This is a genomic window from Pseudomonas sp. 05N433 (assembly GCF_056396925.1).
The window spans coordinates 63,392-89,061 of the sequence record NZ_JBFTML010000031.1 but is presented as its reverse complement, the minus strand read 5'-3'; the positions used below and the strand labels follow the sequence as shown (position 1 = coordinate 89,061).

The following is a 25,670-nucleotide window of genomic DNA, read 5'->3' as shown; positions in this document are numbered from 1 at the left end:
TGAAAACCGAAGCCTGGAACACTTAAGCCCCGAGCACTTCTGCCAGTATTTGGCGATACAACGCATCGAGCCGTTCCAGTGCATCAGGAGCGGCAAATTTTTCATGCAGGGCAATGTGGCTTTCTGCGCGAACCCGCTGTTCCAGACCGCAGGCTTCGTTGAAACGATTGACCGCCGCGACCATTGACTCTCGCTCGTTATCGATCAGCATCGCCCCGTGCACCAGCCCGACCGGACGCTGACCGCCCTTGCTCTGCCGCCAGCGCTGAGCGGTACCGACCATCTTGCGACCATCGAGGTTGACGTTGAAACGGCCATCGCAGAACGCGCCTTCAATTTCGCCCAGGGACGACACACCACCCAACTCGTCAAGCAGCTGGCAAATCGGGTCACAGAGTCGGCGATAGGCGGTTTCGATCCGGTTCTGGTCGCCCTCGCTACGCGGTGGCGCGTAGACCAGCGCGATGTTGAGGGTCGATGCCGATTGCGGCACCGGCTCGCCGCCGGTTTCGCGCAGCAGTACCGGCCAACCGGCAGCGGCTGATATCTCGCACGCTGCCTCGAAACCCGGCAAGCGATTCAAGCGGCGCGGCATGACCAATGCCTGGTCTGTGGGTTGCCAGAACAGCAAGCCGAACTCCGAATCACCGGTGCACACATGGGCCAACAGGTCCTGTTCGGCGAGCAGGCCGGCTTCGATGGTCAGAGAGGTTGGCTGGGACATGGACGACTCCGTAAGACATGAAGTCTTTGGGGGGCTTGATGACCTACTCGCGGGCAAACCCGCTCCCACAGGGGATCGGGTTGCCTGCGAAAATGTGTTCAGTCGAGCGTAGAGCCGCTCACTGGAACACCGCGCTCAGGAAAGAACAGGCGCTGCAGTTCAGTACCCGGGCTTTCGGCGCGCATGAACGCTTCGCCGACCAGGAACGCATACACGTCGCTGATTTCCATCAGCTCGACATCGGCGCGGTTAAGAATGCCACTCTCGGTGACCACCAGACGATTACGCGGAATACGCGGCAACAAGTCGAGGGTGGTTTCCAGGCTGACCTCGAAGGTGTGCAGGTTGCGGTTGTTCACGCCCACCAGCGGCGTGTCGAGGGTTTTCAAGGCCCGCTCCAGCTCGTCGCCATCGTGGACTTCCACCAGCACATCGAGGCCGACACTTTTGGCCACGGCCGCCAGCTCGGCCATTTTCACGTCATCCAGTGCGGAGACGATCAACAGCACGCAATCAGCGCCCAGGGCGCGGGACTCGATGATCTGGTACGGATCGATCATGAAGTCTTTGCGGATCACCGGCAGCTTGCACGCCGCCCGGGCTTGTTGCAGATACGCATCCGCACCCTGGAAGTAGTCGATGTCGGTGAGCACCGACAGGCAAGTAGCCCCGCCCTTCTCGTAACTCCTGGCAATGTCCGCAGGCACGAAGTTCTCGCGAATCACGCCCTTGCTTGGCGAAGCTTTCTTGATTTCAGCAATCACCGCCGGCTGTTTCTTCTTGGCCTGATCGATCAATGCCTTGGCGAAACCACGGGGTGCATCGGCCGCCTTGGCCAGGTTTTCCAGCTCTGCCAGGCTCACACGAGCGCTACGCTCGGCGACTTCCTGGACTTTGCGGGCCAGAATTTTTTCCAGAACCGTCGGTACACTCATCCCTCATTCTCCACTTTGAATACCGCGGTAAATGCACCCAACTCCTCAAGTTTTTCCCGAGCGAGGCCTGTGTGCAGCGCATCGTGCGCCAGGGCAACGCCTTCTTTCAAACTGCTGGCATGGTCGGCGGCGTACAGCGCGGCGCCGGCATTGAGCACGATCATCTCGGCGGCTTTCTGACCGTTCTCGGTCTTGCGCTTGCCCAAGGCATCGCGAATCAGTTCCAGGGAAGCCGCCGGGCTTTCCACCGACAGACCGTGCAGGCTCTGGCTCTTCATCCCCAGATCTTCGGGCTCGACCCAATACTCGGTGATCTGGTCATTCTTCAACTCCGCGACAAAGGTCGGGGCCGCCAGGCTGAACTCGTCCAGGCCATCCTTGGAGTGCACCACCAGCACGTGCTTACTGCCCAAGCGCTGCAAGACTTCGGCCAATGGCCGGCACAACGCCTGACTGAACACACCCACCACCTGGTGTTTCACACCGGCCGGATTCGTAAGCGGGCCGAGCATGTTGAACAAGGTGCGCAAGCCCAGCTCGCGGCGCGGACCGGCGGCGTGCTTCATGGCGCTGTGATGAGTCTGGGCAAACATGAAACCGATACCGACGTTGTCGATGCAGCGTGCAACCTGAACCGGGGTCAGGTTCAGGTAGATACCGGCTGCTTCCAGCAAATCGGCGCTGCCGCTTTTGCCCGACACTGCACGGTTACCGTGCTTGGCCACGGTGCAACCAGCCGCTGCGACCACGAATGAGGAAGCAGTCGAGACGTTGAAGATATTGGCCCCGTCGCCGCCGGTGCCGACCACATCGACCACGCCGTCGAGGGTGTTGAGTTCGACCTTGTCCGCCAACTCGCGCATCGCCGTCACGGCGCCGACGATCTCGTCGATGCTTTCGCTCTTCATGCGCATGGCCATCATGAACGCACCAATCTGTGCGTCCGTGCATTGCCCGGTCATGATTTCGCGCATGACATCACGCATTTCATCGGTACTGAGGTCGAGGTGGCCGACGATACGGCTCAGGGCTGTCTTGATATCCATGGAAAGTCCTTAGCGCGTGCCGCCAGTTTGTTTGAGGAAGTTGGCGAACAGCTCGTGCCCCTGTTCGGTGAGGATAGACTCGGGGTGGAATTGCACACCCTCGATGTTCAGCGTCTTGTGACGCAGGCCCATGATCTCATCCACCGAGCCGTCTTCGAGCTGGGTCCAGGCAGTCAGCTCCAGGCAATCGGGCAGGGTTTCGCGCTTGACGATCAGCGAATGGTAGCGGGTGACCGTCAACGGGCGATTCAGACCTTCGAATACGCCCTTGTCCTCGTGAAATACCGGGCTGGTCTTTCCGTGCATGACCTGACGGGCACGGACCACATCGCCGCCAAACGCCTGGCCGATGGATTGGTGCCCGAGGCAAACGCCGAGAATCGGCAGCTTGCCGGCGAAGTATTTGATCGCTTCGATGGAAATACCGGCTTCGGTCGGGGTGCAAGGACCGGGAGACACGACGATGCGCTCAGGCTTGAGGGCTTCGATTTCGGCAATGGTGAGTTCATCGTTGCGCACGACTTTGACCTCGGAGCCTAGCTCGCCGAGGTATTGCACAACGTTGTAAGTAAAAGAGTCGTAGTTATCGATCATCAGCAACATGGCGTTAAGAACCTCTTGAATTCACTGACTTTTAATACGGCCTTCGAATGATTTACCCGCAGTGCGCTGCGCTTTGACGGGTGCTGGAGTGGCACCAGCAAAGCGGCATTTCGTACAGGTAAAGAAGGCAAAGCGGTACAGGTCCGGCCAGGCCGGCAGAAAAGATTCAGGCGCGCCAACGCCAACGGGCGTGTGCCTTGATGACTTGATCCAGGAGTTTGCTGACGATCAACACGGGAAAGGTCTCATTCATACGTCTGGGCACAGTAACGTAGCTGGGCAGAGCGTGCAATATGGCCGGAGCGACAGCTCGCGAAACAATCGAAGGGTTAGCGACAGATGGCAAAAAGCTGGAAGTTTTTTGGCGGTGTCGAGAGCGGCCGAAGCACAAGATCAAAAGATTAAAAGGGGAATGACAGGCATAAAAAAACGCGGCGCCCTCGCAGGCACCGCGTTTTCTATGTGGATCAGTTTTCCGGGGTTTGTTCGGCCAGGGCCACGGCGCGGAACATCGCGCGACGCTTGTTCAGGGTTTCTTCCCATTCCAGCGCCGGTACCGAGTCGGCGACGATGCCGCCACCGGCCTGCACATGCAGTTCACCGTTCTTGATCACGGCGGTGCGAATCGCAATCGCGGTGTCCATGTTGCCGTTCCAGGCGAAGTAACCGACCGCGCCGCCATAGACGCCCCGCTTGACCGGTTCCAGCTCGTCGATGATTTCCATCGCGCGAATCTTCGGTGCGCCGGACAAGGTGCCGGCCGGCAGGATCGCCCGCAGTGCGTCCATCGCTGTCAGCCCGGCCTTCAATTGGCCGGTGACGTTAGACACGATGTGCATCACGTTGGAATAACGCTCGATGACCATCTTCTCGGTGAGCTTCACCGAGCCGATTTCCGAGACGCGCCCAGTATCGTTGCGGCCCAGATCGATCAGCATCAAGTGCTCGGCGATTTCCTTGTCGTCCGACAGCAGGTCTTTTTCCAGCGCCAGGTCCGCCTCTTCGTTGGCCCCGCGTGGGCGAGTGCCAGCAATCGGGCGCACGGTGATCAGGTTGTCTTCGACCCGCACCAGCACTTCCGGCGAACTGCCGACGACGTGGAAGTCGCCGAAGTTGAAGAAGTACATATACGGCGTCGGGTTGAAGCAACGCAGCGCCCGGTAAAGATCGATAGGCGCAGCCTTGAAGTCGATCGACATGCGCTGGGACGGCACGACCTGCATGCAGTCACCGGCCAGGATGTATTCCTTGATGGTGTCGACGGCTTTCTCGTAATCGTCCTGGGTGAAACTCGAACGAAACACTGGATCGGCCGATTGCTGCTTGCTGAAGTCCAGGCCACGGCGCGGAGTGATTGGCTGACGGAGTTGTTCCAGCAGCGCTTGCAGACGCGCCTGACCTTGTTCGAAGGCATCTTCCTGCGACGGATCGGCCAGGACAATCGCGTGCATCTTGCCGGCGAGGTTGTCGAACACCACCACCGCATCGGACACCATCAGCAGAATGTCCGGCACGCCCAGCGGATCCGGGTTCGGGCATTTGCCCAGACGCTTCTCCACATAACGCACGCAGTCGTAACCGAAGTAACCGACCAGACCGCCGTTGAAGCGCGGCAGACCGGCAATGGTCGGCACGTTATAGCGCGCCTTGAAGGCTTCGACGAAGGCCAGTGGGTCTTCAACGTCGTGGCTTTCGATCTCGACGCCGTCGTGGGTCACGCTGACGTGGTGATCGTGAACCCGCAATACGGTGCGGCACGGCAGGCCGATGATCGAGTAGCGGCCCCACTTCTCGCCGCCCTGCACCGATTCCAGCAGATAGGAGTTCGGCTCGTCGGCCAGTTTCAGGTAGATCGACAGCGGCGTGTCGAAGTCGGCCAGGGTTTCGCAGGCAAGCGGGATGCGGTTGTAGCCGGCAGCGGCCAAACGCAGGAATTCTTCGCGGATCATGAGGTGCCTCGTGGCTTGAGGGTCTAACGGTCAGGTATGCAAACGCGCCGGTACGCCGGCCAGGAACAAGTCAGGCGCGCCAACGCCAGCGGGCCAGGGCCTTGATGACTTTCATCCAGAGTTTGCGAGTGACCACCACGATGGCGTTTCCAGCAGGGGGTTGAACAGCGTCGGGCAACGTTATCTCAGCGGCCGGATCCAGGCAACCGGGAATTAGTTTGCGCAGATCATCGATCACCAGCGCCGGCGACTCTTCGGCAATCGGCCGACCGTGGTTATAACCGTAACTGAGGGCCACGCATTTGACCCCCGCCGCTTTCGCCGCCAGCACATCGCTACGCGAGTCGCCGACGAACAATGATTGCGACGCCGGAATGTTGGCCATTTTCATCACAAAAAACAGCGCAGCCGGATCAGGTTTCTGTTGTGGCAGGGTGTCGCCACCGATGATCCATTTGAAGTAACGGCCGATCTTCATCTGATCCAGCAACGGCGCGACGAAGCGCTCCGGCTTGTTGGTGATCAGCGCCATCGCCACGCCCTGCTTGTGCAGCCATTTCAGGGTGTCGCGCACACCGGGATAGACCACGGTCAGCTCATGCCCCTCACCGTAGGCCTCCATGAAAATCTGCAATGCACCCTCGGCTTCGCCATCATCGACCGATGAATGATCGATGCCGCCGGCCAGTGCACGGCGCACCAGCACCGGCGCGCCGTTGCCGACCCACTCACGCACCGGTTCGATGCCGACCGGGTCACGCCCGAGTTTGAGCAGCATGTTATCCACAGCCGCTGCGAGGTCAGGGACCGAATCGACCAGCGTGCCATCCAGATCGAACATCACCAGCCGCGGCAGACGCCCCGGGAACAGCTGCTCAAAACCGCTCATGGGCGAGCCAGCGCCAGTTCGGAGCGCATTTTTTCAATCACTTCCTGGTAGTTCGGCGCATTGAAGATCGCCGAGCCGGCCACGAAAGTGTCGGCGCCCGCAGCGGCGATTTCGCGAATGTTGTTCACGTTCACCCCGCCGTCGATTTCCAGGCGAATGTCACGTCCGGAAGCATCGATCAGCGCCCGAGCCTCACGCAGCTTGTCGAGGGTGGCTGGAATGAACTTCTGCCCGCCGAAGCCCGGGTTGACGCTCATCAGCAGGATCATGTCGACCTTGTCCATCACGTACTTGAGCACGTCCAGCGGGGTCGCCGGGTTGAACACCAGGCCCGCCTTGCAGCCGCCTTCGCGGATCAGTTGCAGGGAACGGTCGACGTGCAGCGTGGCTTCCGGGTGGAAGGTGATGTAGGTCGCACCGGCTTCGATGAAGTCACCGACGATGCGGTCCACCGGGCTGACCATCAGGTGCGCGTCGATCGGCGCGGTCACGCCGTACTTGCGCAGCGCGGAGCAGACCATCGGGCCGATGGTCAGGTTCGGCACGTAGTGGTTGTCCATGACATCGAAGTGCACGAAGTCGGCGCCGGCGGCCAGGACGTTGTCCACTTCCTCGCCCAGGCGGGCGAAGTCGGCGGAGAGAATCGACGGAGCAATAACGAAGGGCTGCATGACGCACCTTTTCTGAGCAGAATCACGATGGCGCGCATTGTATACCTCATGCTTTGACGCGCGCACCGTGCTGCGATGATTGGGGCAAGTCCTAGTAGGCCGCTCGGTAGATCTTCTCGATATCGGTGGCGCTCAACTTGCGCGGATTGTTGCGCATCAGGCGTTCGGTGCCAGCGGCTTCCACGGCCATGGCCGGGATCGCCTCCTCGGGCACCCCGAAACTGCGCAGACCTCGCGGGATCTCCACGGCGGCGCACAGCTCGGTCATCGCCTCCACGGCTTTATCCGCCGCCTCACTGGCGCTCAGATGAGCGGTCTTCACCCCCATGGCCTCGGCAATATCCTGCATGCGTTCCACGCAGGCCATCTTGTTCCAGGTCATGACATACGGCAGCAGCAAGGCATTGCTGACACCATGGGCAATGTTGAAACGCCCACCCAGCGGATACGCCAACGCATGCACCGCACCGACCCCGGCATTGCCGAACGCCATGCCGGCCATCAGGCTGGCGGTGGCCATGTCTTCGCGGGCTTGCAGGTGGGCGGGATTGGCGTAAGCCTTGGGCAGCGCCTTGGTAATCAGCTTGATCGCGCCAATGGCCAAGGCATCGGTGATGGGCGAGGCGTTGAGCGACAGGTAGGACTCGATGGCGTGCACCAGCGCATCGACGCCACTGGCGGCGGTGACACTGCGCGGGCAGGTCAGGGTCATTTGCGGGCTGACCAGCGCCACGTCCGGCAACAGGTAATCGCTGATGATGCCCATCTTCAGCTGCGCGACCTTGTCGGAGAGGATGGCCACGTTGGTCACTTCCGAACCGGTGCCGGCGGTGGTCGGGATGGCGATCAGCGGCGGGCCTTTGCGCGGCACCTGATCGATGCCGAACAAATCCTCCAGCGCACCGTGATAACCGGCATAGGCGGCAACACTCTTGGCGATATCGATGGCACTGCCGCCGCCGAGGCCGATCAGCCCGTCATGCCCACCCTCACGGTAAACCCGCATGCAATCTTCGACGATGGCGATTTCCGGGTCCGGCAACACCCGGTCGAAAATCTCATAACTGCGCTCGCCCAGCTGCGCCAGCGCCAGCTCCACCGTGCCGGACTTGACCAGCGCGGCATCGGTGACGATCAGCGGGTTGTCGATGTCCAGACGTGTGAGCTCGGCCGCCAGTTGCTCGATGGCACCTGCGCCGGTGATCAGTTTGTGAGCGATTTTGAAAGAGGAAAGACTCATGTGCGCAGCCTCTTATAGATAGGGGAGCTGGGCACAATAGTAGCTGGGGATTGGGGTTTGTCTGCTATTAAGTTGGTGAATGATCGAGGTGCTTCTGTCGATCGTTCCCACGCTCGCGCGGGAACGATCACAGTTGGCGTCAGGCTTGGGCGGTGCGCAGTTTTTCGCTGCGCCCACGCAGCCATTCCAGGGTCAGCAACAGGATCACCGAGAATGCGATCAGCAGCGTCGCGGCAGCGGCGATTGTCGGGCTGAGGTTTTCGCGGATGCCGCTGAACATCTGCCGAGGCAAGGTCGCTTGTTCGGGACCGGCGAGGAACAGCGTCACCACCACTTCATCGAACGAGGTAGCGAAGGCAAACAGCGCACCGGAAATCACCCCCGGCGCAATCAACGGCAAGGTCACCCGGCGGAACGTCGTCAGCGGCGAAGCTCCCAGGCTGGCCGCGGCCCGCACCAGGTTCTGGTTGAACCCCTGCAAGGTCGCCGATACCGTGATGATCACGAACGGCACGCCCAGCACGGCGTGCACCACGATCAACGAGGTATAGCTGTTGCCGAACCCCAGTGGCGCGAAGGTCAGGTAACTGGCCACACCAATGATCACCACCGGCACCACCATCGGCGAAATCACCAGCGCCATCACCAGCGCCTTGCCCGGGAAGTCGCCACGGGTCAGGCCGATCGCCGCCAGCGTACCGAAGATCATCGCCAGCACGGTCGCTGCCGGAGCCACGATCATGCTGTTCTTCAACGAACGCATCCATTCCGCCGAGGCAAAGAAGTCCTGATACCAGTGCAGCGAGAAGCCTTGCAGCGGGTAGACCAGAAAACTCCCTGAGTTGAACGACAGCGGAATGATCACCAGCACCGGCAAGATCAGGAACAACAAAATCAAGCCGCAGAGAATCCGCAAGCTGTAGAACCACACCCGTTCGATGGGCGACATATAAGGACTCAGCATTTCACTCTCCCCTTAGCTCAGGCGCAGGCGACTGGCGCCCACCAGCCAGCTGTAAATCAGATAAAGCACCACGGTCGCCAGCAGCAACAGTCCACCGAGCGCGGTCGCCATGCCCCAGTTGATGCTGGTGTTGGTGTAGAAGGCGACGAAGTAACTGACCATCTGATCGTTCGGGCTGCCCAGCAACGCCGGGGTGATGTAGTAGCCGATGGCGAGGATGAACACCAACAGGCAACCGGCGCCAACACCGGCATAGGTCTGCGGGAAGTACACCCGCCAGAAACTGGCGAACGGGTGGCAGCCCAGGGAAATCGCCGCACGCATGTAAGTCGGCGAGATACCTTTCATCACGCTGTAGATCGGCAGAATCATGAACGGCAGCAGGATGTGCACCATCGAGATGTAGACCCCGGTGCGGTTGAACACCAGTTCCAGCGGCTTATCGATGACGCCCATGGCCATCAGGCCGCTGTTGATCAAGCCGCCCGATTGCAGCAACACGATCCACGCCGCGACCCGCACCAGAATCGAGGTCCAGAACGGCAACAGCACCAGAATCATCAGCAGGTTGCTTTGGCGCGAGGGCAGGTTCGCCAGCAGGTAGGCCAGCGGATAAGCAAGCACCAGGCAGATCATGGTGATGATCAGGCCCATCCAGAACGTACGGGCAAAGATGTCGAGGTAGATCGCCTGATCGGGAGTGGCCCGGGCCAGTTCGCCGAGGTCGTCGATACGGTGATCGACGGCGGCCAGCAGGTAATAAGGCGTCACGCCACTGGTGTTGCGGCGCACCACCTGCCAATAGGCCGGATCGCCCCAGCGTTCGTCGAGTCCTTCCAGCGCTTCTTTATAAGAAGCAGGCTCCGTGGCGAACGGCAAGGCGCGCGCGGTTTTGGTCAGCAGGCTGCGGTAGCCGGCCAACTCCATGTTCAAGCGCTTGGACAAATCACCCAAGGTCTGATTCTTGCGGGCTTCGGCGAGGTCTTCGCTGGCGGCCTTGTACACAGGCTCTGCCGGCAGGCCTCGGCCATCCCAACTGGCGATGGCTGCCACAGTGCGCGGCATCACGCCGACCACTTCCGGGTTACCGACGCTTTTGTAGAGCAGCGCCACGATCGGCACCAGGAACACCAGCAACAGAAACAGCACCAACGGCGCGATCAAGGCTTGTGCTTTCCAGCGGTTGATTCGCTCGGCGTGCTTTAGCCGCTGCTTCAAGGTGGGGTCGGTGCCCGCGTTCACGGGAACGGCGATAGCCATGGCGTACTCCGGAAATCTTTGATCGTTACAGAGGGTGGCACTCCATAACTGGGAGGCCACCTCTGTTCTTGTTAGCTACACATCAGCCCCTGTAGGAGAGGCAAGCCCACAGTGTTGTGGTTACTTGGCAGCCCAGGAATTGAAGCGCTGCTCCAGTTGCTCGCCGTTGTCAGCCCAGAAGCTGACGTCGATCTGCACCTGGTTGGCGATGTTTTCCGGGGTGGTCGGCATGTCTTTCAGGACATCCTTGGACAGCAATGGCACTGCCTGGGTGTTGGCCGGGCCGTAGGCGATGTTTTCCGAGTAGGTCTTCTGCTGTTGCGGCTGTACCGAGAAGGCGATGAATTTCTTCGCAGCTTCGGCACGGGTCTTGTCCAGACCTTTTGGAATCGCCCACGCGTCGAAGTCGTAGATGCCGCCGTTCCACACCACTTTCAGGTTGCTTTCTTTTTGTACCGCGGCGATCCGGCCGTTGTAGGCCGAGCTCATGACCACGTCACCGGAGGCGAGGTATTGCGGCGGTTGTGCGCCGGCTTCCCACCACTGGATGCTTGGCTTGAGTTCATCGAGTTTCTTGAACGCGCGGTCCTGGCCATCTTTGCCGGCCAGCACTTTGTAGACGTCTTTCGGCGCAACGCCGTCAGCCATCAGTGCGAATTCCAGGGTGTACTTGGCGCCTTTACGCAGGCCGCGCTTGCCCGGGAATTTCTTGGTGTCCCAGAAATCAGCCCAACTGGTCGGAGCGGTTTTCAGCTTGTCGGCGTTGTAGGCCAGCACGGTCGACCACACGAAGAAGCCCACGCCGCAAGGCTGGATAGCGCCTTTGACGTAGTCTTCAGACTTGCCGAACAGCTTCGGATCAAGCTGCTCGAACATGTCTTCGTCGCAACCACGGGACAGTTCCGGCGATTCAACTTCCACCAGGTCCCAGGACACGCTCTTGGTGTCGACCATGGCTTTGACCTTGGCCATTTCGCCGTTGTATTCGCCAGCGACGATTTTGCCGTGGCCCGCCGCTTCCCATGGTGCGTAGAAGGCTTTGACCTGCGCCGCCTTGTTCGCCCCGCCAAAGGACACCACGGTCAGGTCCGGGCCAGCCGCCATCGCGTGCGCCGCGCCGATCATGCCGACGACCAGGGCGGTGAATTTCAGGGATCTCAACATTTATTGTTCTCTCCACGTGCAGGGTTGGTGTTGGTGAAGCAGGGGGCGATCAATGCGCCTCTAGAAGTGGGTCGAGCGCGCGAACGTGTTCGACCTGCCAGCCAAGCGGTACCACGTCGCCGACAGCCAGCGCAGGATCGAGCTCGGCAATCGGTTGTTTCACGAAGAAGTCGGTCTTGCCGCAGACTTCCAGGCGAACCCGGACGTGGTCGCCCAGATAGATGAATTCCGCCACCCTTCCCGAGAAGCGGTTGACACAGGACTCGCTCGAGCCATTGAGGCTCACGCGCTCCGGACGAATCGACAGTGTGACGGGTTCGCCGGTCTTGCCGACGTTGACCGCCAGTGCTTCAACCTTTTCACCACGACCGAGCTCGACCACGCAGCGATCACCGGTGTGGCTGTGCAAGCGGCCGTTGAGGCGGTTGTTCTCGCCGATGAAGTTGGCGACGAAAGTATTTTTCGGCTCTTCGTAGAGCGTGCGCGGTGGCGCGATCTGCTGGATCTCGCCCTGGTGGAATACGGCGACGCGGTCGGACATGGTCAGGGCTTCGCCCTGGTCGTGGGTCACGTAGACCACGGTCACGCCGAGGCGCTGGTGCAGGTGTTTGATTTCCATCTGCATGTGTTCACGCAGTTGTTTGTCCAGTGCGCCGAGGGGTTCGTCCATCAGCACCAGTTGCGGTTCGAACACCAGGGCACGGGCCAGGGCCACACGCTGCTGCTGACCGCCGGACAGTTGCGCCGGATAGCGCTGGGCGAAGGTGTCGAGCTGAACCATGCTCAGCACACGCTTGACCCGGTCACTGACGTCGCTTTTGTTCAAGCCGCGCACGGTCAGCGGGAACGCCAGGTTCTCGGACACGGTCATGTGCGGAAACAACGCGTAGTTCTGGAACACCATGCCGATGTCGCGCTTGTGCGGTGGCACGTTGTTGATGGAACGCCCGGCCAGTTGAATCTCCCCGGCGGTCGGGGTTTCGAAGCCGGCGAGCATCATCAGACTGGTGGTTTTGCCGGAACCGGACGGCCCGAGCAAGGTCAGGAATTCGCCTTTGCGAATTTCCAGGTTGAGGTCTTTGACGATCAGGTTCTCGCCGTCGTAGCTCTTTTGCACTCCACGAAAGCTGACCAGAATATCGCTGGCCCCTGCACTTGAATCAACCTGGCTCATACCCACACCTTTGTTATTGATGACTGCTGTGGACTAAGCCTAGTGGACGCTGGGAGCCGCGCAAATCGGGGCGCAGGAGAGAATCGCCTCAGCCGGATGGAAGGTTGGGGGTAGGGATTGCCCTACAAGGATGGCGGGGATGGATATTCTTTCTGTCGGTGCGAGGCTGGCCCGCGACGGCGATCTCACTGGCGCCAAAAGCTTCGCGGGCAAGCCTCGCTCCTACAAAATCCACAGTGAACCCTGGATCACAGGAGTTTGTGTTCCATCGCGTACTTCACCAGTTCGGCCAGGGAGGTGATGTTGAGTTTCTGCATCAGCCGCGCCTTGTGGGTACTGATGGTTTTGCTGCTCAAGGCCAGTTGCTGGGCGATGTCGTTTACGTTGGCGCCCTGGGCCAGGCGTTCGAATACCGAGAATTCACGCTCCGACAGCAGCGAATGCAGCGGCCGCGTGTCGGTCAGGCCGACTTCGAAAACCATGCGGTCGGCCAGGTCCGGATCGATGTAGCGCCCGCCCGCCGCGACCTTGCGAATCGCCGTCAGCAACAATGCCGGATCACTGTCCTTGGTCGCGTAACCCGCAGCGCCGACCTTCAACGCCCGAGCGGCCATCTGCGCTTCGTCGTGCATCGACAGCACCAGAATCGCCGGCGGATTGCTCATGGCGCGAATCCGCGGGATCGCCTCCAGGCCGTTGACCCCGGGCATGGAGATGTCCAGCAACACCACTTCGCAGGGAACATGGCGCAAGGTATCGAGCAACTGCTCGCCATTGCTCGCCTCCCCGACCACCAGCAAGTCCTTGGCCAGGCCGATCAATTGCTTGATGCCTTCGCGAACGATGGTGTGGTCTTCGGCTACCAATACACGGATCACGTTCTTCTCCATTCTTCTTATGTCAGAACCAAGATCTATCGCAGGCTTGCCTGCAAAGGCGCCAGCTCAAACAACACAAAACCATCAGGCTTCATCCAGCGGCACTCGCACCGTCAGGGTCGTGCCCTCCCCCGGCTCACTCTCAAGCGACAATTGCCCGCCCATGATCAACACCCGCTCACGCATGCCAACCACGCCGAAGGATGTCGGCCTGCCAGGCGCAGCGACAAATCCTACGCCATCATCGCTGACAGTCAGACAAAGCTCATCGCCCTCAAGGGCCAGCGTCAGTTCAACAGTATGCGCCTGGGCGTGGCGCATGACATTGGTCAGCGCCTCCTGAAGGATCCGGAACAGGCCGATGGCCTTGGCATCGCTGAGCACCGGCAAGTTATCCGGCACTTGTACCAGACACGGAATATGCGTGCGCGCCTCGAACCGTCGGGCCTGCCACTCGATGGCCGAGGCGATCCCGGCATCGAGAATCGGTGGCCGCAGCGCCGTGGCCACATCACGCACCAGTTGAAACAGCTGCGCGATCAAACGCTTCATGCTGTTCAAGCGCTCGTGCAGGCCCGGATCGAGCTGCGCATACGCCAACTCGCACATGGACGTTTCCAGCTTCAACACCGTCAACATCTGCCCCAGCTCGTCGTGAACTTCCCGGGCAATCCGCGCCTTCTCCTCTTCCCTCACGCTCTCCAGGTGCGCAGACAACTCGCGCAACTGCTCACGGGAGCTGGCCAGCTCCAGCTCGATGCGCTTGCTCTCGGTGATGTCCCAGACGATCCCGTCCCAGACATAGGCGCCGTCTTCCAGTCGGCGGGTAATGGCCTTGATCTCAGCCCAGCGTTGTTCGCCCTGACGGGTCAGAATCCGTCCCTGCCACGACCAGTCGCTGTCGGTGTCCAGTGCATGGTCCTGGGTCTGGTGATAACTGGCCTTGTCATCCGGATGCACCAGGCTGCGCAGGCCTTTGTCCCGTTGGGCCAGGGTGGCCGGCGAGTAGCCCACCAGGCTCTCGCTGCCTTCACTGATGTAGGCAAAGTCGATCTGCCCGGTTACTGGTGCGCGCTCCAGACGAAAGACCAATCCGGGGACGTTGGCGGCGATGCCCTGCAGCCGCGCTTCGCTTTCCTGCAAGGCGGCCAGGGCGCGACGACGCTCGGTGACATCATTGAGGTAAACCACCAGGTATTCGCCCTCGCGAAAACGCAAGAAGCTCAACGAGACATCCGCCGGCAGAATACTGCCATCGGCCCGCACACAATTGGTTTCGAAACTTAGCGGCCCTTCCTCACTGGCCCGGGCGCGTTTCCACAGGCTCAGCCAGCGGTCCATGTGCAAACCGGGCTCGAAATCGATCAAGGGTCGATCAATGATCCCGCCCGCCGGATAGCCGAGCATGCTTTCGGCGGCACGGTTGGCGTAGCGCACATGGCTGTCCCAGTTGACCCAAAGGATGCCGACGGTGCTTTGATCGATGGAAAACTGCGTGAGACGCAAGGCTTCTTCGCTGGCCTCGCGCAGGGCAATGTCTTCGCGCGCCGCCAGCAAACGTTGCTCCAGACTGTGTTGCTGACGACGCTGCCAGAACACAATGGCCATGCTGCTCAGCAATAACACCAGCAACAGCAGGCATAGGTTTTTCCAGAAAACCGGTGAATCGGACAGCCGCGGGTACTTGGGTTGCAGCCATTGATCGTGCAGTCGCTCGAGGTCTTTGGCCGGAATCGCGCGCAGCGCGTTTTCGACGATGCCGGCCAACTCCGGCCAGTCCCGACGCGTGGCCACTCGCAACAGTTGCGGGAAACCGATGTCGCCCACCACGGCCAGCCCGGCAAACTCGGGTTCGGCTGACAGACGCCCGAATTGCGCTTCATCGACCACCGCGTAACCGGCCTGCTGACTCAACAACAGTTGCAGCGCCTGGCGCTCCAGAGGCACGCCCTGCAGGTTCAAATGCGGATAGGTACTACGCAAGAAATCGGCGGTGACGCTGGGCATGCGCACGGCGACGCGGGTCTGACTGTCGAGTTTTTCCAGCTCCACCACCCCCGTACTCTTCTGGTCGCTGACCACCAGTTGCGGCACCCGCATGTACGGATCGGAAAATTGCCAGAGTCGTAAACCGGCGGGAGTCTGGGTCAGTCCCGGCGCGATATCGATATCGCCTTCGCGCGCGGCGGCTTCCAGTTGCGCAAGATCAGGATAATTACGCCAGCTCAGCTCGACCTTGAGCGACTTGGCCAGCCACTTCATCAACTCGATGTTGACCCCGGACAGGCGCTGCAAGCGGCGATCGTATTGGGCATAGGGCACTTGCAATACAACCCCGACCCGCAACTCTTCATGCTGCGCCAGCCATTGCTGTTGCGCCGAAGACAATGACACGACATGCGCCGGTGGCGCGGGAGCCGCCCAGCCCATCAAGGGAAACCACAAACAGCCGATAACCCACAGGCAGCGAAAATGCATCATCGAAGTCTCACACACTGACAAATACTGACCAACCCATTAGGCTGCCGGAATTAACTTCTGGCCTGGAATATCCGATGCCCCCTGTCTACCGCCTGGCACTGCCAGCATTGTGCCTGTCGCTGATCCTGCCGTGCGCCTTTTCCGTCGAGGCGGCCGACCCGGCACCTGCCACTGCGGAAAAGCCCGCCGAAGAAAAACCGGTCGAACGCCAGCCGCTGCTTGAGCGTAGCCAGGAAGAATCGACGGCACTTGAGCGAAAAATTCCTGCGCAGGAACAGCAGCAACTGCAAGCCGGTACCGACAGCTTTCTCGCCTTGTGGAAACCGGCCAATACCGCCGAGCCCAAAGGTGCGGTGATTATCATCCCGGGTGCCGGTGAAACCGTTGACTGGCCGCAAGCAATCAGCCCATTGCGCCGCCAATTGCCGGACGCCGAGTGGAGCAGCCTGAGTATCACCTTGCCGGACCTGCAAAGCGAAGCCATTGCGCCACGTATCGTCGAAGTGGCGCCAGCGCCCAAAGCGCCTGATACCGGCAACAAAGACTCGACCACCGCGGCGCCCATCGAACAGGCCGCCGGCGGCGAAGCGGAGGTGGCCGACAAGGCTATCGCCGAAACCACCGAAGAACACGCCAAAGCCGACGCCGAGCGAATTTTCGCCCGCATCGACGCGGCCATCGCTTATGCCGAACAGCAAAGCGCTCGCAAAGTCGTCGTGCTGGGGCATGGCACCGGCGCTTACTGGGCCGCGCGCTATCTGAGCGAGAAGCAGCCATCGCAAGTCGAGAAGTTCGTGATGGTCGCCGCCCAGACGCCTGTTACGGCGAAGCCTGAGCTTGCCGAGTTGACGCCGACGATCAAGCTGCCGACTGCCGACATCTTCTATATGGACAAACCACTGGATCGCAACGCGGCACTGGAACGCTTGCAGGCCAATAAACGTTTGAAGACATCGGCGTTCAGCCAGGTCTCGCTCAAGGCACTGCCGGGTAATGCCAAGGCTGAGCAAGAGCAGTTGGTTCGCCGGGTGCGGGGATGGTTGAATCCGCAGCCTGCGGCGGACTGATGGATCGCGTCGCCCCATTCGCGGGCGACACAACTCTGCCCTGCTATCGAAAGTCCCGCCGTTCACGAATCAACGTGTAGGCGTTGTGCAATTCACGAGTCTTGTCCGTCGCCTCACGAACCTGCAACGCCGTCGCACCGCTGCCGGCAATCTTGTCCGGATGATGGCGACTGAGCAGGCGTCGATAGGCGCGTTTGATCTGTGCTGGCTCGCTGGTCGCCGACACTCCCAATAACCGCAAGGCGTCCTGATACGTAATCGCGCTGCTGACCAATGGTCGCTTCGGCTCGTAGTCACTCGCCAGTGCCTGTACCTGTTGCGGCGTCCAGCCCAACCATTTGCCCCACTGGGCAATCAGTTCGCGCTCGCTGCTACCGGCGCGGCCATCGGCCCAGACCATCCGCCAACAGGCACGCAACACGCCTTCCGCGGCATGGGGCTGAGCACTCAAGCGTCGCAGATAGCCACGCAACCGATCACGCCCCGACTTGCCGCGGTTGAACGCCGCTATCGCCCGACGTTGCGCCGACTCGGTCATCTCCAGCGCACGCATTTCCTGTCGCGCCTGCTGAATGTGGCCATCCACTACCCGCCCATCACTCTTGGCCAATCGGCCCAGCAACACGAACAGCAGTTCATCGTTGCGCAGCACCGAGCGACCACCGAATTTTTCCCATAAATGCGCCCAGCTCTGCAGGTGCAAGCGCCGATCCAGCGCCTGTCCCAATAAAGCACCGAGCATGGCCCCCGGAATGCTGGCTATGGCAAAGCCCGCTCCGGCTCCAATCAGAGTCCCTGGCCACAACATGTCAGCGTCTCGCTTCTATCAAGGTTTCTACTTCAGCCAGGCGCTCGTGAGTGCCGACATCTACCCAATGTCCATTCAGGCGCTCGCCCGTCACTTGTCCATCGGCCATGGCTTTGCGCAACAATGGCGCAAGCTTGAAGGCCCCGGCCGAGCAACCGTCAAACAGCTGCGGGTGCAGCACGGCGATGCCGCTGTAGGTCAGGGTTGGGGTATCCGGCTGACCGTCCTGCACATGGCCATCGACCAGAGTGAAGTCCCCGCTCGGGTGATGCGCCGGGTTGTCCGCCAGGATCAAATGGGCGAGCCCGACGATGGGCTGGTGCAACACGCTGAAGTCGTAGTCGGTCCAGATGTCGCCGTTGACCACCACAAAAGCCTCATCACCCAACAACGGCAACGCGCGGAAAATACCACCACCGGTTTCCAGCGGTTCACCTTCCGGCGAATATTGAATGCTCACGCCATATTTCGAGCCATCGCCCAGATAATCTTCGATCTGCTGACCGAGCCAGGCATGGTTGATCACGATCTCGGTAAACCCCGCAGCCGCCAGCGCGTGCAGGTGATACTCGATCAAGGGCGCTCCGCCGGCACGAACCAGTGGTTTTGGCGTGGTCAGGGTCAGCGGACGCATGCGCTCGCCTTTACCCGCCGCCAGAATCATTGCCTTCATGCCTTCACTCCAGCACGCAGACTGGCCAGCAACACATCCAGCTCAGCCAGTTCAGGACGACGGGCAATGACCGCGTCTATATAAGCAAAGAAACGCGGCACATCGCCGAGATAGCGTGGCTTGCCGTCGCGATGGCAAATGCGGGCGAAGATGCCGATGACTTTCAAGTGACGCTGCACGCCCATCAGGTCGCTGGCGCGCAGAAAGTCTTCAAAGTCCGGCTGAACCGGGATGTCGAGCGCACCGGCTTGCTGCCAGTAATCCTCCAGCCAGCCGCGTACGCGTTCTTCAGGCCAGCTGAGGAAGGCGTCCTTGAACAGGCAGGTCACGTCATAGGTCACCGGCCCGTAGACTGCGTCCTGGAAATCCAGCACGCCGGGATTCGGCTCGCTGATCATCAGGTTGCGCGGCATGTAGTCGCGATGCACCAGGACTTTAGGCTGAGCCAGAGCGCTGTCGATCAGCAGGTCGCTGACCTGCTGCCAGAGCACCTGCTGCGCAGCATCGAACTCGATACCCAGTTCGCGCTTCACGTACCACTCGGGGAACAGTTCGAGCTCGCGACGCAGCAGCGCGACGTCATAACTCGGCAGCGGCGCCACCATCGGCAATTGCTGGAAAGCCAACAACGCTTGCAGGGCATCCTTGAACAAATCGTCGGCATTTTCGCTGTCGATCACGTCCAGATAAGTCTTGTTGCCCAAGTCATTGAGCAAAAGGAAACCGCGCTCGAGGTCCTCGGCATAAATTTTCGGCACGTTTATGCCGGATTTCGCCAGCAGAAAAGCGATATCCACAAAGGGTTTGCAGTTTTCCTGGGGCGGTGGCGCGTCCATCACGACGAAACTTCTGCCTGCGCCTTCCCAGCGGAAATAGCGCCGAAAACTCGCGTCGCTACTGGCCGCGGTCAACGTGGCCGGGGGCACGGCGCCCCAACCTTGTTCTGCAAAGAGGATAGCCAACTGTTCATCGAGCCAAACTTTCAGGTGTTGCAAGCGTACATCTTGGTCAGGCATTGCAAGGGTCTCCGACGGCGCTAGCCGTCAAGCGGGTCATGCTTTATTATCCAGCATCTTTTTCAGACCATCGAGAGGCGTGCGGCCCACACCGCGGGCAGATGGCACGCAGGAAGCCCGGACTAATAAGATGGCATTGAAATCCCCCGCGTTTCGTAAAAAATTTCCGTTGTTGGTTACCGGCAGTCTGCTGGCCCTGCAACCCCTGGCCACGTCGTTCGTGGTCGCCGCGGAACAGTATGACTGCTCAGTATCTGCTTCGGGTGCCTGGGACTGTGCGCCAAAGGCACCGGCCGCTGCATTGCCGCCGCGCCCCGTGCATGAAGGCAGCGCAGTTTCCGCTACTGGAGAAACCCCGGCAGGCACCGCCTCCAGCGAAGACACCGGTGCCAAGCCTGTGCTGGTAACCGAGTCCAAGGGCCGCGGCCTGAAGTCGCGTAGTGAAGACTACAGCCACCTCGACTGGGTTCCGCGCGAGAAGCTCACCGCAGCGCAATTGGCCGAAACCGGTCCTTACTGCTCTGGTTCCTATATCGAACCGATTCGTCCTGGCATGAACGACAAGACGAATAAAAGTGACGCTCCAACCTTTATCGGCGCCAAGGCCTCCCGCTATAAGCAGGAAGAGCAGGTCGCGACCCTGGCCGGTGACGTGGTCATGCGTCAGGGCAGCATGCAGGTCGAAGCCGACGAAGCGAACCTGTACCAGGCCGAGAGCCGTGGCGAACTGGCCGGCAACGTGCGCATTCGCGACAATGGCGCGCTGATCGTGGGCGATCACGCCGACGTACAGCTCGACACCGGTGAAGCCAAGGTCGACAACGCCGAGTACGTGATGCACAAGTCGCGTATCCGCGGTAACGCGCTATATGCCAAACGTGCCGAGAACGCGATCATCCGCCTCAAGGATGGTACATACACCACGTGCGAACCGAACAGCAACGCCTGGCAGCTCAAGGGCAACAACATCACCTTGAACCCGGCCACCGGTTTCGGTACCGCGACCAACGTGACGTTGCGGGTCAAGGACATTCCGGTTCTGTACACGCCGTACATCTATTTCCCGATCGACGACCGCCGCCAATCCGGCTTCCTGCCGCCGACCATCGGCGCCGGCAGCGATACCGGCTTCCTGCTTGTCACCCCGTATTACTTCAACCTGGCGCCGAACTACGACGCCACGTTGTACCCGCGCTATATGAGCAAGCGCGGCCTGTTGATGGAAGGCGAATTCCGTTACCTGACCAAGTCCAGCGAAGGTCAGTTCGGCGCCGCGTACCTCAACGACGAAGATACTGAACGCAGCAAGCAGACCGACTACGAAAAAAACCGCTACATGTACAACTGGCAGCACAAGGGTGGCCTCGACTCGCGCGTCTTTACGCAAGTCGACTACACCAAGATCAGCGATCCGTATTACTTCCAGGATCTGCAGACTAACCAGATTGGCGTGAAAAGCGCTGACTACGTGAACCAGCAGGGCTCCGTCACCTATCGTGGCGACAGCTACGTCGCTCGCTTGAACGCCCAGGCTTATCAGCTGGCGACCGTTTCGAACATCACGCCGTATGACCGTTTGCCGCAGATCACCTTTAATGGTCAGCTGCCGTATCATCCGGAAGGTTTGGACTTCGATTACGAGACAGAGATCGTTCGATTTGACCGGGATCTGAAGACTGGAACATTCGTCCAGCAGGACGGGATTACCACTGAGTCACGTCTGGATAACAACATCTTTGGTCTGGCACGCGCCAACGGCGACCGTTTGAATCTCAAACCAGGTGTCAGCCTGCCGCTGTACTGGACCTATGGTTTCTTCAAGCCATCGCTCAAGTACCAGTACACACAGTATCAACTGGATCTGGACGGCCGCGGCAAAAGCGAAATCGCTTCGCAAAGCGCGGAGCAGGACAGGCTCAACGGCACATTCAGCAGCAACCAGAACCGTGGGGTACCGATCGCCAGCATCGACAGCGGTCTTTACTTTGACCGCAACACTTCCTGGTTCGGAAAAAACTACCGTCAGACCCTGGAACCGCGTCTGTTCTACCTCTATGTACCTGAGGAAGACCAGAAGGATATTCCAGTGTTCGACACCAGCGAATACACCTTCAATTACGCGTCGCTCTTCCGTGACAACCGTTTCTCCGGCTCCGACCGTGTCGGCGACGAGAACAAACTGTCCCTGGGCGTGACCAGCCGCTGGATCGAAGACAATGGTTTCGAACGTCAACGCATCAGCGTCGGCCAGGCCTTGTACTTCAAGGACCGTAAAGTCCAACTGCCAGGCATTGCTTTCGATGATCGTGACGATGCCAAGGCCAACGTTTCGCCATATGCACTGGAATACGAATACCGCTGGAACCGCGACTGGCGTACCACGGCCGACTACAACTGGGACCCGGACAGCCGCAGCCCTCGCTCGGGCAGCGCGATGTTCCACTACCAGCCTGAAGACAACCCGAACAAGGTCATCAACGCCGGCTATCGCTATCGCAATGACCAGGTCCGTTATGACCAGAACACCGGTAAATGGTCGGTGGGCGGTGGCGATTACGGCACCCCGGGCCAACCTGGCTACGTGAAGGACTACTACAAGATCAAACAGCACGACTTCTCGGTGATCTGGCCGATCGTGCCGCAATGGAACGCCATCAGCCGCTGGCAGTATGACTACAACCGCAACCGTACCCTGGAAGCCTTTGGTGGTTTCGAGTACGACAACTGCTGCTGGAAACTACGCCTGATCAACCGTTACTGGGTTTCCTATGACGAATTCAGTCAGGAAGCTCCACAAAACGAAAAAGGCGACCACGGCGTCTTCCTCCAAATTGTTCTGAAGGGACTCGGCGGCCTCACCGGCGCCAAAGTAGAGAGTTTCCTCGACAAAGGCATCCAAGGTTATCGTGAACGTGAAGACCAAGCTTTCTGATTGTCTGCGCCCGCTGATGCTGGGCGCGCTGTTCCTGGGTACCGCGGCCAACGCCGCGGTACAGTCCATCGATAAAGTGGTGGCCATCGTCGACAATGACGTGGTCATGCAGAGCCAACTGGACCGGCGCGTTCACGAAGTTCAGCAAACCATCGCCAAACGCGGTGCTGCCGTACCGCCTACCGGCGTACTGGATCAGCAGGTGCTCGAGCGTCTGATCGTCGAAAACCTGCAATTGCAGATCGGCGAGCGTTCCGGCATCCGCATTACCGATGAAGAGCTGAACCAGGCTGTCGGCACCATTGCCCAGCGCAACAACATGTCGATCGAACAATTCCGCGCCGCTTTGGCTCGCGACGGCCTGTCTTATGACGATGCCCGTGACCAGATCCGCCGCGAAATGATCATCAGCCGTGTGCGTCAGCGCCGTGTGGCGGAGCGCATCCAGGTGTCCGAGCAGGAAGTGAAGAACTTCCTGGCATCCGATCTGGGCAAAATGCAGCTGTCCGAAGAGTTCCGCCTGGCCAACATCCTGATTCCTACGCCGGAAAGCGCCAACTCCGATGCGATTCAGAATGCCGCCAAGCAAGCCGATGCGGTTTACCAGCAACTCAAGCAAGGCGCTGACTTCGGTCAGTTGGCAATCGCCAAGTCCGCCAGCGAAACCGCGCTGGAAGGCGGCGACATGGGCTGGCGTAAAGCCGCTCAACTGCCACCTCCGTTCGATCGTTTGCTCGGCACCATGGCCGTTGGCGACGTGACCCAGCCAATGCGCACCCCGGGCGGCTTCATTATCCTGAAGATCCTCGACAAGCGTGGCGGCGAATCCCAGGTGCGTGACGAAGTCCACGTGCGGCACATCCTGGTCAAACCGAGTCCGATTCGCGACGAAGAAAAAACCAAGGCCCTGGCTCAGTCGCTCTATACCCGTATCGCAGCGGGCGAAGATTTCGGCGAGCTGGCGAAAAGCTTCTCGGAGGATCCGGGTTCCGCCCTCAACGGTGGCGACCTGAACTGGATCGACCCGAACGCGCTGGTGCCTGAATTCCGCGAAGTGATGGCCAAGACCCCCCAAGGTCAGCTGTCCAAGCCGTTCAAGACCCAATATGGCTGGCACGTACTGGAAGTTCTTGGCCGCCGCGCCACCGACAGCACCGCCCAGGCCCGTGAGCAGCAAGCGATGACCGTACTGCGTAACCGCAAATACGACGAAGAGCTGCAAACCTGGCTGCGTCAGATCCGTGACGAAGCGTACGTAGAAATCAAACTCCCTGGTGCAGACCAGGCAGCGCAGTGAAACCCAAGCGTTTCGCGCTGACCCCCGGCGAACCAGCCGGCATAGGTCCCGACCTGTGCCTGCTGCTCGCCTCGCAAGCCCAGCCACATCCCCTGATTGCCATTACCAGCCGCGACCTGCTCCTTGAGCGGGCCGCGCAGCTGGGCGTGGTTGTCGATCTGCTGCCGGTAACGCCGGACAGCTGGCCGGATGCTCCTGCACCCGCCAACAGCCTGTATGTGTGGGATACGCCCCTCAACGCCAAGGTCACCGCCGGGCAACTGGACAAAGCCAATGCGGCTTTCGTTCTGGAAACCCTGACCCGTGCTGGCCAGGGCTGTCTGGATGGGCATTTCGCCGGCATGATCACCGCGCCGGTGCACAAGGGCGTGATCAACGAATCCGGGATCGCCTTTTCCGGGCACACGGAGTTTCTCGCTGACCTGACCCACACCGCGCAAGTGGTGATGATGCTCGCCACCCGCGGTTTGCGCGTGGCGCTGGTCACCACTCACCTGCCTCTTCGCGAGATTGCCGACGCGATCACGCCGGAGCGGCTGGAGCGGGTCACGCGGATCCTGCACACCGATCTGAAAGAAAAATTCGGCATCGCCCAGCCACGCATCCTGGTTTGCGGGCTCAACCCGCACGCCGGTGAAGGCGGTCATCTGGGCCATGAAGAAATCGACATCATCGAACCTACATTAGAGCGCCTGCGCGGCGAGGGCATGGACCTTCGCGGCCCCCTGCCCGCCGACACTCTGTTTACCCCCAAATATCTGGAGCACTGCGACGCGGTGCTGGCGATGTACCACGACCAGGGCTTGCCTGTGCTGAAATACAAAGGCTTCGGCGCGGCAGTCAACGTGACCCTCGGCTTGCCGATCATCCGCACATCGGTCGACCACGGCACCGCCCTGGACCTGGCCGGCAGCGGCAACATCGACACCGGCAGCCTGCAAGTCGCCCTGGAAACCGCCTACCAGATGGCCGAGACCCGTTTATGACCGAGCATTACCAACACCGGGCGCGCAAGCGCTTCGGCCAGAACTTCCTGCACGATGCCGGCGTTATCGATCGCATCCTGCGCTCCATTCACGCCAAACCTGAAGACCGCCTGCTGGAAATCGGTCCGGGCCAGGGTGCATTGACCGCCGGCCTGCTCAACAGCGGCGCTCAACTGGACGTCGTAGAGCTGGACAAGGACCTGATCCCGATTCTCAATCAGCAGTTCGCCGGCAAGAGCAACTTCAACCTGCATCAGGGTGACGCGCTGAAGTTCGACTTCAACAGCCTGAACGCTGCGCCAAACAGCCTGCGAGTGGTCGGTAACCTGCCGTACAACATCTCGACGCCGCTGATCTTTCATCTGCTGAACAACGCCAACCTGATTCGCGACATGCACTTCATGCTGCAAAAGGAAGTGGTCGAACGTCTGGCGGCGGGTCCGGGTGGCGGTGACTGGGGTCGCCTGTCGATCATGGTTCAGTACCATTGCCGGGTCGAGCATCTGTTCAACGTCGGCCCGGGCGCGTTCAATCCTCCGCCGAAAGTCGACTCCGCGATCGTGCGCCTGGTGCCCCACGCGGTACTGCCGCACCCGGCCAAGGATCATCGCCTGCTGGAGCGCGTTGTGCGTGAAGCCTTCAACCAGCGCCGCAAGACCCTGCGCAACACACTGAAACTTTTGCTGAGCAATGCCGAAATCGAAGCTGCCGGCGTCGATGGCAGCTTGCGCCCCGAGCAACTCGACCTGGCCGCCTTCGTACGCCTGGCCGACAAGCTCAGTGAACAAGCCCTACAAAAGCCTGCCACTGACTGACAGGCGATGAGCGCTATCGGGTAGGACGCCACTCTGGTTTACTACCCGATACTTGGCCTAGACTGAGTTCTATCAGCTACGCCCCGCGTTCCGCTTCG

The 25,670-nt window shown here is 60.3% G+C and carries 22 protein-coding genes; 5 read left to right on the top strand and 17 right to left on the bottom strand.

Annotated features, from left to right (window positions below):
• Positions 1–22: 22 nt before the first annotated feature.
• From AC1DIS_RS17410 to AC1DIS_RS17345, 14 genes are all read right to left on the bottom strand, one after another.
• Positions 23–724 carry a lipoate--protein ligase family protein gene (locus AC1DIS_RS17410; protein ID WP_064620739.1) on the bottom strand — a complete coding sequence of 234 codons (702 nt, stop codon included), beginning with the start codon at positions 722–724 and terminating at the stop codon, positions 23–25.
• Positions 725–822: 98 nt separating this feature from the next.
• Positions 823–1,659, bottom strand: coding sequence for an indole-3-glycerol phosphate synthase TrpC (trpC, locus tag AC1DIS_RS17405; RefSeq protein ID WP_018928871.1), 837 nt, complete (start codon positions 1,657–1,659; stop codon positions 823–825).
• Positions 1,656–2,705: an anthranilate phosphoribosyltransferase gene (gene trpD / locus AC1DIS_RS17400; protein WP_018928870.1), complete on the bottom strand. Its 1,050-nt coding sequence runs from the start codon at positions 2,703–2,705 to the stop codon at positions 1,656–1,658. The genes trpC and trpD overlap by 4 nt, the downstream gene beginning before the upstream one ends.
• Before the next feature lie 9 nt (positions 2,706–2,714).
• Positions 2,715–3,308 (bottom strand): aminodeoxychorismate/anthranilate synthase component II, encoded by a 594-nt coding sequence (locus AC1DIS_RS17395; protein WP_018928869.1) that lies wholly within the window; start codon positions 3,306–3,308, stop codon positions 2,715–2,717.
• A 467-nt stretch (positions 3,309–3,775) separates the two neighbouring features.
• On the bottom strand, positions 3,776–5,257 hold the full coding sequence (gene trpE, locus AC1DIS_RS17390) for an anthranilate synthase component I (RefSeq protein WP_018928867.1): 1,482 nt from the start codon (positions 5,255–5,257) through the stop codon (positions 3,776–3,778).
• A gap of 70 nt (positions 5,258–5,327) precedes the next feature.
• Complete coding sequence (locus AC1DIS_RS17385; RefSeq protein ID WP_018928866.1) at positions 5,328–6,146, bottom strand: phosphoglycolate phosphatase; 819 nt, start codon at positions 6,144–6,146, stop codon at positions 5,328–5,330.
• Entirely contained in the window at positions 6,143–6,817 is a 675-nt protein-coding gene (gene rpe / locus AC1DIS_RS17380; RefSeq protein ID WP_007941649.1) for a ribulose-phosphate 3-epimerase, read from the bottom strand. Before rpe ends, AC1DIS_RS17385 begins: the two co-directional genes overlap by 4 nt.
• Positions 6,818–6,908: 91 nt before the next feature.
• On the bottom strand, positions 6,909–8,057 hold the full coding sequence (locus tag AC1DIS_RS17375) for an iron-containing alcohol dehydrogenase (protein ID WP_019580746.1): 1,149 nt from the start codon (positions 8,055–8,057) through the stop codon (positions 6,909–6,911).
• Positions 8,058–8,196: 139 nt separating this feature from the next.
• Entirely contained in the window at positions 8,197–9,021 is an 825-nt protein-coding gene (locus AC1DIS_RS17370; RefSeq protein WP_018928864.1) for an ABC transporter permease, read from the bottom strand.
• A gap of 12 nt (positions 9,022–9,033) precedes the next feature.
• Positions 9,034–10,281: an ABC transporter permease gene (locus AC1DIS_RS17365; protein ID WP_018928863.1), complete on the bottom strand. Its 1,248-nt coding sequence runs from the start codon at positions 10,279–10,281 to the stop codon at positions 9,034–9,036.
• A 120-nt stretch (positions 10,282–10,401) separates the two neighbouring features.
• Positions 10,402–11,445 (bottom strand): ABC transporter substrate-binding protein, encoded by a 1,044-nt coding sequence (locus tag AC1DIS_RS17360; RefSeq protein WP_018928862.1) that lies wholly within the window; start codon positions 11,443–11,445, stop codon positions 10,402–10,404.
• Between the two features lie 49 nt (positions 11,446–11,494).
• The gene (locus AC1DIS_RS17355) at positions 11,495–12,619 is read right to left on the bottom strand and encodes an ABC transporter ATP-binding protein (protein WP_018928861.1); all 1,125 of its coding nucleotides are present in this window, start codon (positions 12,617–12,619) and stop codon (positions 11,495–11,497) included.
• Between the two features lie 248 nt (positions 12,620–12,867).
• Positions 12,868–13,509 (bottom strand): response regulator, encoded by a 642-nt coding sequence (locus tag AC1DIS_RS17350; RefSeq protein ID WP_177325199.1) that lies wholly within the window; start codon positions 13,507–13,509, stop codon positions 12,868–12,870.
• 72 nt (positions 13,510–13,581) lie between these two features.
• Positions 13,582–15,978, bottom strand: a complete 2,397-nt coding sequence (locus AC1DIS_RS17345; RefSeq protein WP_477748476.1) for a PAS domain-containing sensor histidine kinase — start codon at positions 15,976–15,978, stop codon at positions 13,582–13,584.
• Between the two features lie 74 nt (positions 15,979–16,052).
• Between AC1DIS_RS17345 and AC1DIS_RS17340 the strand changes: the two genes are divergently transcribed.
• Complete coding sequence (locus tag AC1DIS_RS17340) at positions 16,053–17,045, top strand: alpha/beta hydrolase family protein (protein WP_477743659.1); 993 nt, start codon at positions 16,053–16,055, stop codon at positions 17,043–17,045.
• Positions 17,046–17,088: 43 nt separating this feature from the next.
• Here AC1DIS_RS17340 and AC1DIS_RS17335 read toward each other — a convergent pair whose 3' ends face one another.
• From AC1DIS_RS17335 to AC1DIS_RS17325, 3 genes are read right to left on the bottom strand one after another with little or no spacing between them, the layout of a single operon-like run.
• Positions 17,089–17,853 carry a TerB family tellurite resistance protein gene (locus AC1DIS_RS17335; RefSeq protein WP_064620755.1) on the bottom strand — a complete coding sequence of 255 codons (765 nt, stop codon included), beginning with the start codon at positions 17,851–17,853 and terminating at the stop codon, positions 17,089–17,091.
• A gap of 1 nt (position 17,854) precedes the next feature.
• A complete protein-coding gene (murU, locus tag AC1DIS_RS17330; protein ID WP_018928856.1) occupies positions 17,855–18,526 on the bottom strand; it encodes an N-acetylmuramate alpha-1-phosphate uridylyltransferase MurU in 672 nt (223 codons plus the stop codon).
• Entirely contained in the window at positions 18,523–19,542 is a 1,020-nt protein-coding gene (locus AC1DIS_RS17325; protein ID WP_019650340.1) for a phosphotransferase, read from the bottom strand. Before AC1DIS_RS17325 ends, murU begins: the two co-directional genes overlap by 4 nt.
• A gap of 130 nt (positions 19,543–19,672) precedes the next feature.
• On the opposite strand from AC1DIS_RS17325, the gene AC1DIS_RS17320 reads away from it, so the two are divergent.
• Genes AC1DIS_RS17320 through rsmA form a run of 4 tightly spaced genes read left to right on the top strand, consistent with a single transcriptional unit; the run spans position 19,673 to position 25,572 of the window.
• Positions 19,673–22,474 carry an LPS-assembly protein LptD gene (locus AC1DIS_RS17320; RefSeq protein WP_477743658.1) on the top strand — a complete coding sequence of 934 codons (2,802 nt, stop codon included), beginning with the start codon at positions 19,673–19,675 and terminating at the stop codon, positions 22,472–22,474.
• A complete protein-coding gene (gene surA, locus AC1DIS_RS17315; RefSeq protein ID WP_138866396.1) occupies positions 22,455–23,771 on the top strand; it encodes a peptidylprolyl isomerase SurA in 1,317 nt (438 codons plus the stop codon). Before AC1DIS_RS17320 ends, surA begins: the two co-directional genes overlap by 20 nt.
• Positions 23,768–24,757 (top strand): 4-hydroxythreonine-4-phosphate dehydrogenase PdxA, encoded by a 990-nt coding sequence (pdxA, locus tag AC1DIS_RS17310; RefSeq protein ID WP_019580736.1) that lies wholly within the window; start codon positions 23,768–23,770, stop codon positions 24,755–24,757. Before surA ends, pdxA begins: the two co-directional genes overlap by 4 nt.
• The gene (rsmA, locus tag AC1DIS_RS17305; RefSeq protein WP_018928851.1) at positions 24,754–25,572 is read left to right on the top strand and encodes a 16S rRNA (adenine(1518)-N(6)/adenine(1519)-N(6))-dimethyltransferase RsmA; all 819 of its coding nucleotides are present in this window, start codon (positions 24,754–24,756) and stop codon (positions 25,570–25,572) included. The genes pdxA and rsmA overlap by 4 nt, the downstream gene beginning before the upstream one ends.
• Positions 25,573–25,670 lie beyond the last annotated feature (98 nt).

What these genes read in the sequence shown, in the direction of transcription:
- AC1DIS_RS17410 (WP_064620739.1), bottom strand. Translation starts at nt 724, where the DNA reads ATGTCCCAGCCAACCTCTCTGACCATCGAAGCCGGCCTGCTCGCCGAA.
- trpC (WP_018928871.1), bottom strand. Translation starts at nt 1,659, where the DNA reads ATGAGTGTACCGACGGTTCTGGAAAAAATTCTGGCCCGCAAAGTCCAG.
- trpD (WP_018928870.1), bottom strand. Translation starts at nt 2,705, where the DNA reads ATGGATATCAAGACAGCCCTGAGCCGTATCGTCGGCCACCTCGACCTC.
- AC1DIS_RS17395 (WP_018928869.1), bottom strand. Translation starts at nt 3,308, where the DNA reads ATGTTGCTGATGATCGATAACTACGACTCTTTTACTTACAACGTTGTG.
- trpE (WP_018928867.1), bottom strand. Translation starts at nt 5,257, where the DNA reads ATGATCCGCGAAGAATTCCTGCGTTTGGCCGCTGCCGGCTACAACCGC.
- AC1DIS_RS17385 (WP_018928866.1), bottom strand. Translation starts at nt 6,146, where the DNA reads ATGAGCGGTTTTGAGCAGCTGTTCCCGGGGCGTCTGCCGCGGCTGGTG.
- rpe (WP_007941649.1), bottom strand. Translation starts at nt 6,817, where the DNA reads ATGCAGCCCTTCGTTATTGCTCCGTCGATTCTCTCCGCCGACTTCGCC.
- AC1DIS_RS17375 (WP_019580746.1), bottom strand. Translation starts at nt 8,057, where the DNA reads ATGAGTCTTTCCTCTTTCAAAATCGCTCACAAACTGATCACCGGCGCA.
- AC1DIS_RS17370 (WP_018928864.1), bottom strand. Translation starts at nt 9,021, where the DNA reads ATGCTGAGTCCTTATATGTCGCCCATCGAACGGGTGTGGTTCTACAGC.
- AC1DIS_RS17365 (WP_018928863.1), bottom strand. Translation starts at nt 10,281, where the DNA reads ATGGCTATCGCCGTTCCCGTGAACGCGGGCACCGACCCCACCTTGAAG.
- AC1DIS_RS17360 (WP_018928862.1), bottom strand. Translation starts at nt 11,445, where the DNA reads ATGTTGAGATCCCTGAAATTCACCGCCCTGGTCGTCGGCATGATCGGC.
- AC1DIS_RS17355 (WP_018928861.1), bottom strand. Translation starts at nt 12,619, where the DNA reads ATGAGCCAGGTTGATTCAAGTGCAGGGGCCAGCGATATTCTGGTCAGC.
- AC1DIS_RS17350 (WP_177325199.1), bottom strand. Translation starts at nt 13,509, where the DNA reads ATGGAGAAGAACGTGATCCGTGTATTGGTAGCCGAAGACCACACCATC.
- AC1DIS_RS17345 (WP_477748476.1), bottom strand. Translation starts at nt 15,978, where the DNA reads ATGATGCATTTTCGCTGCCTGTGGGTTATCGGCTGTTTGTGGTTTCCC.
- AC1DIS_RS17340 (WP_477743659.1), top strand. Translation starts at nt 16,053, where the DNA reads ATGCCCCCTGTCTACCGCCTGGCACTGCCAGCATTGTGCCTGTCGCTG.
- AC1DIS_RS17335 (WP_064620755.1), bottom strand. Translation starts at nt 17,853, where the DNA reads ATGTTGTGGCCAGGGACTCTGATTGGAGCCGGAGCGGGCTTTGCCATA.
- murU (WP_018928856.1), bottom strand. Translation starts at nt 18,526, where the DNA reads ATGAAGGCAATGATTCTGGCGGCGGGTAAAGGCGAGCGCATGCGTCCG.
- AC1DIS_RS17325 (WP_019650340.1), bottom strand. Translation starts at nt 19,542, where the DNA reads ATGCCTGACCAAGATGTACGCTTGCAACACCTGAAAGTTTGGCTCGAT.
- AC1DIS_RS17320 (WP_477743658.1), top strand. Translation starts at nt 19,673, where the DNA reads ATGGCATTGAAATCCCCCGCGTTTCGTAAAAAATTTCCGTTGTTGGTT.
- rsmA (WP_018928851.1), top strand. Translation starts at nt 24,754, where the DNA reads ATGACCGAGCATTACCAACACCGGGCGCGCAAGCGCTTCGGCCAGAAC.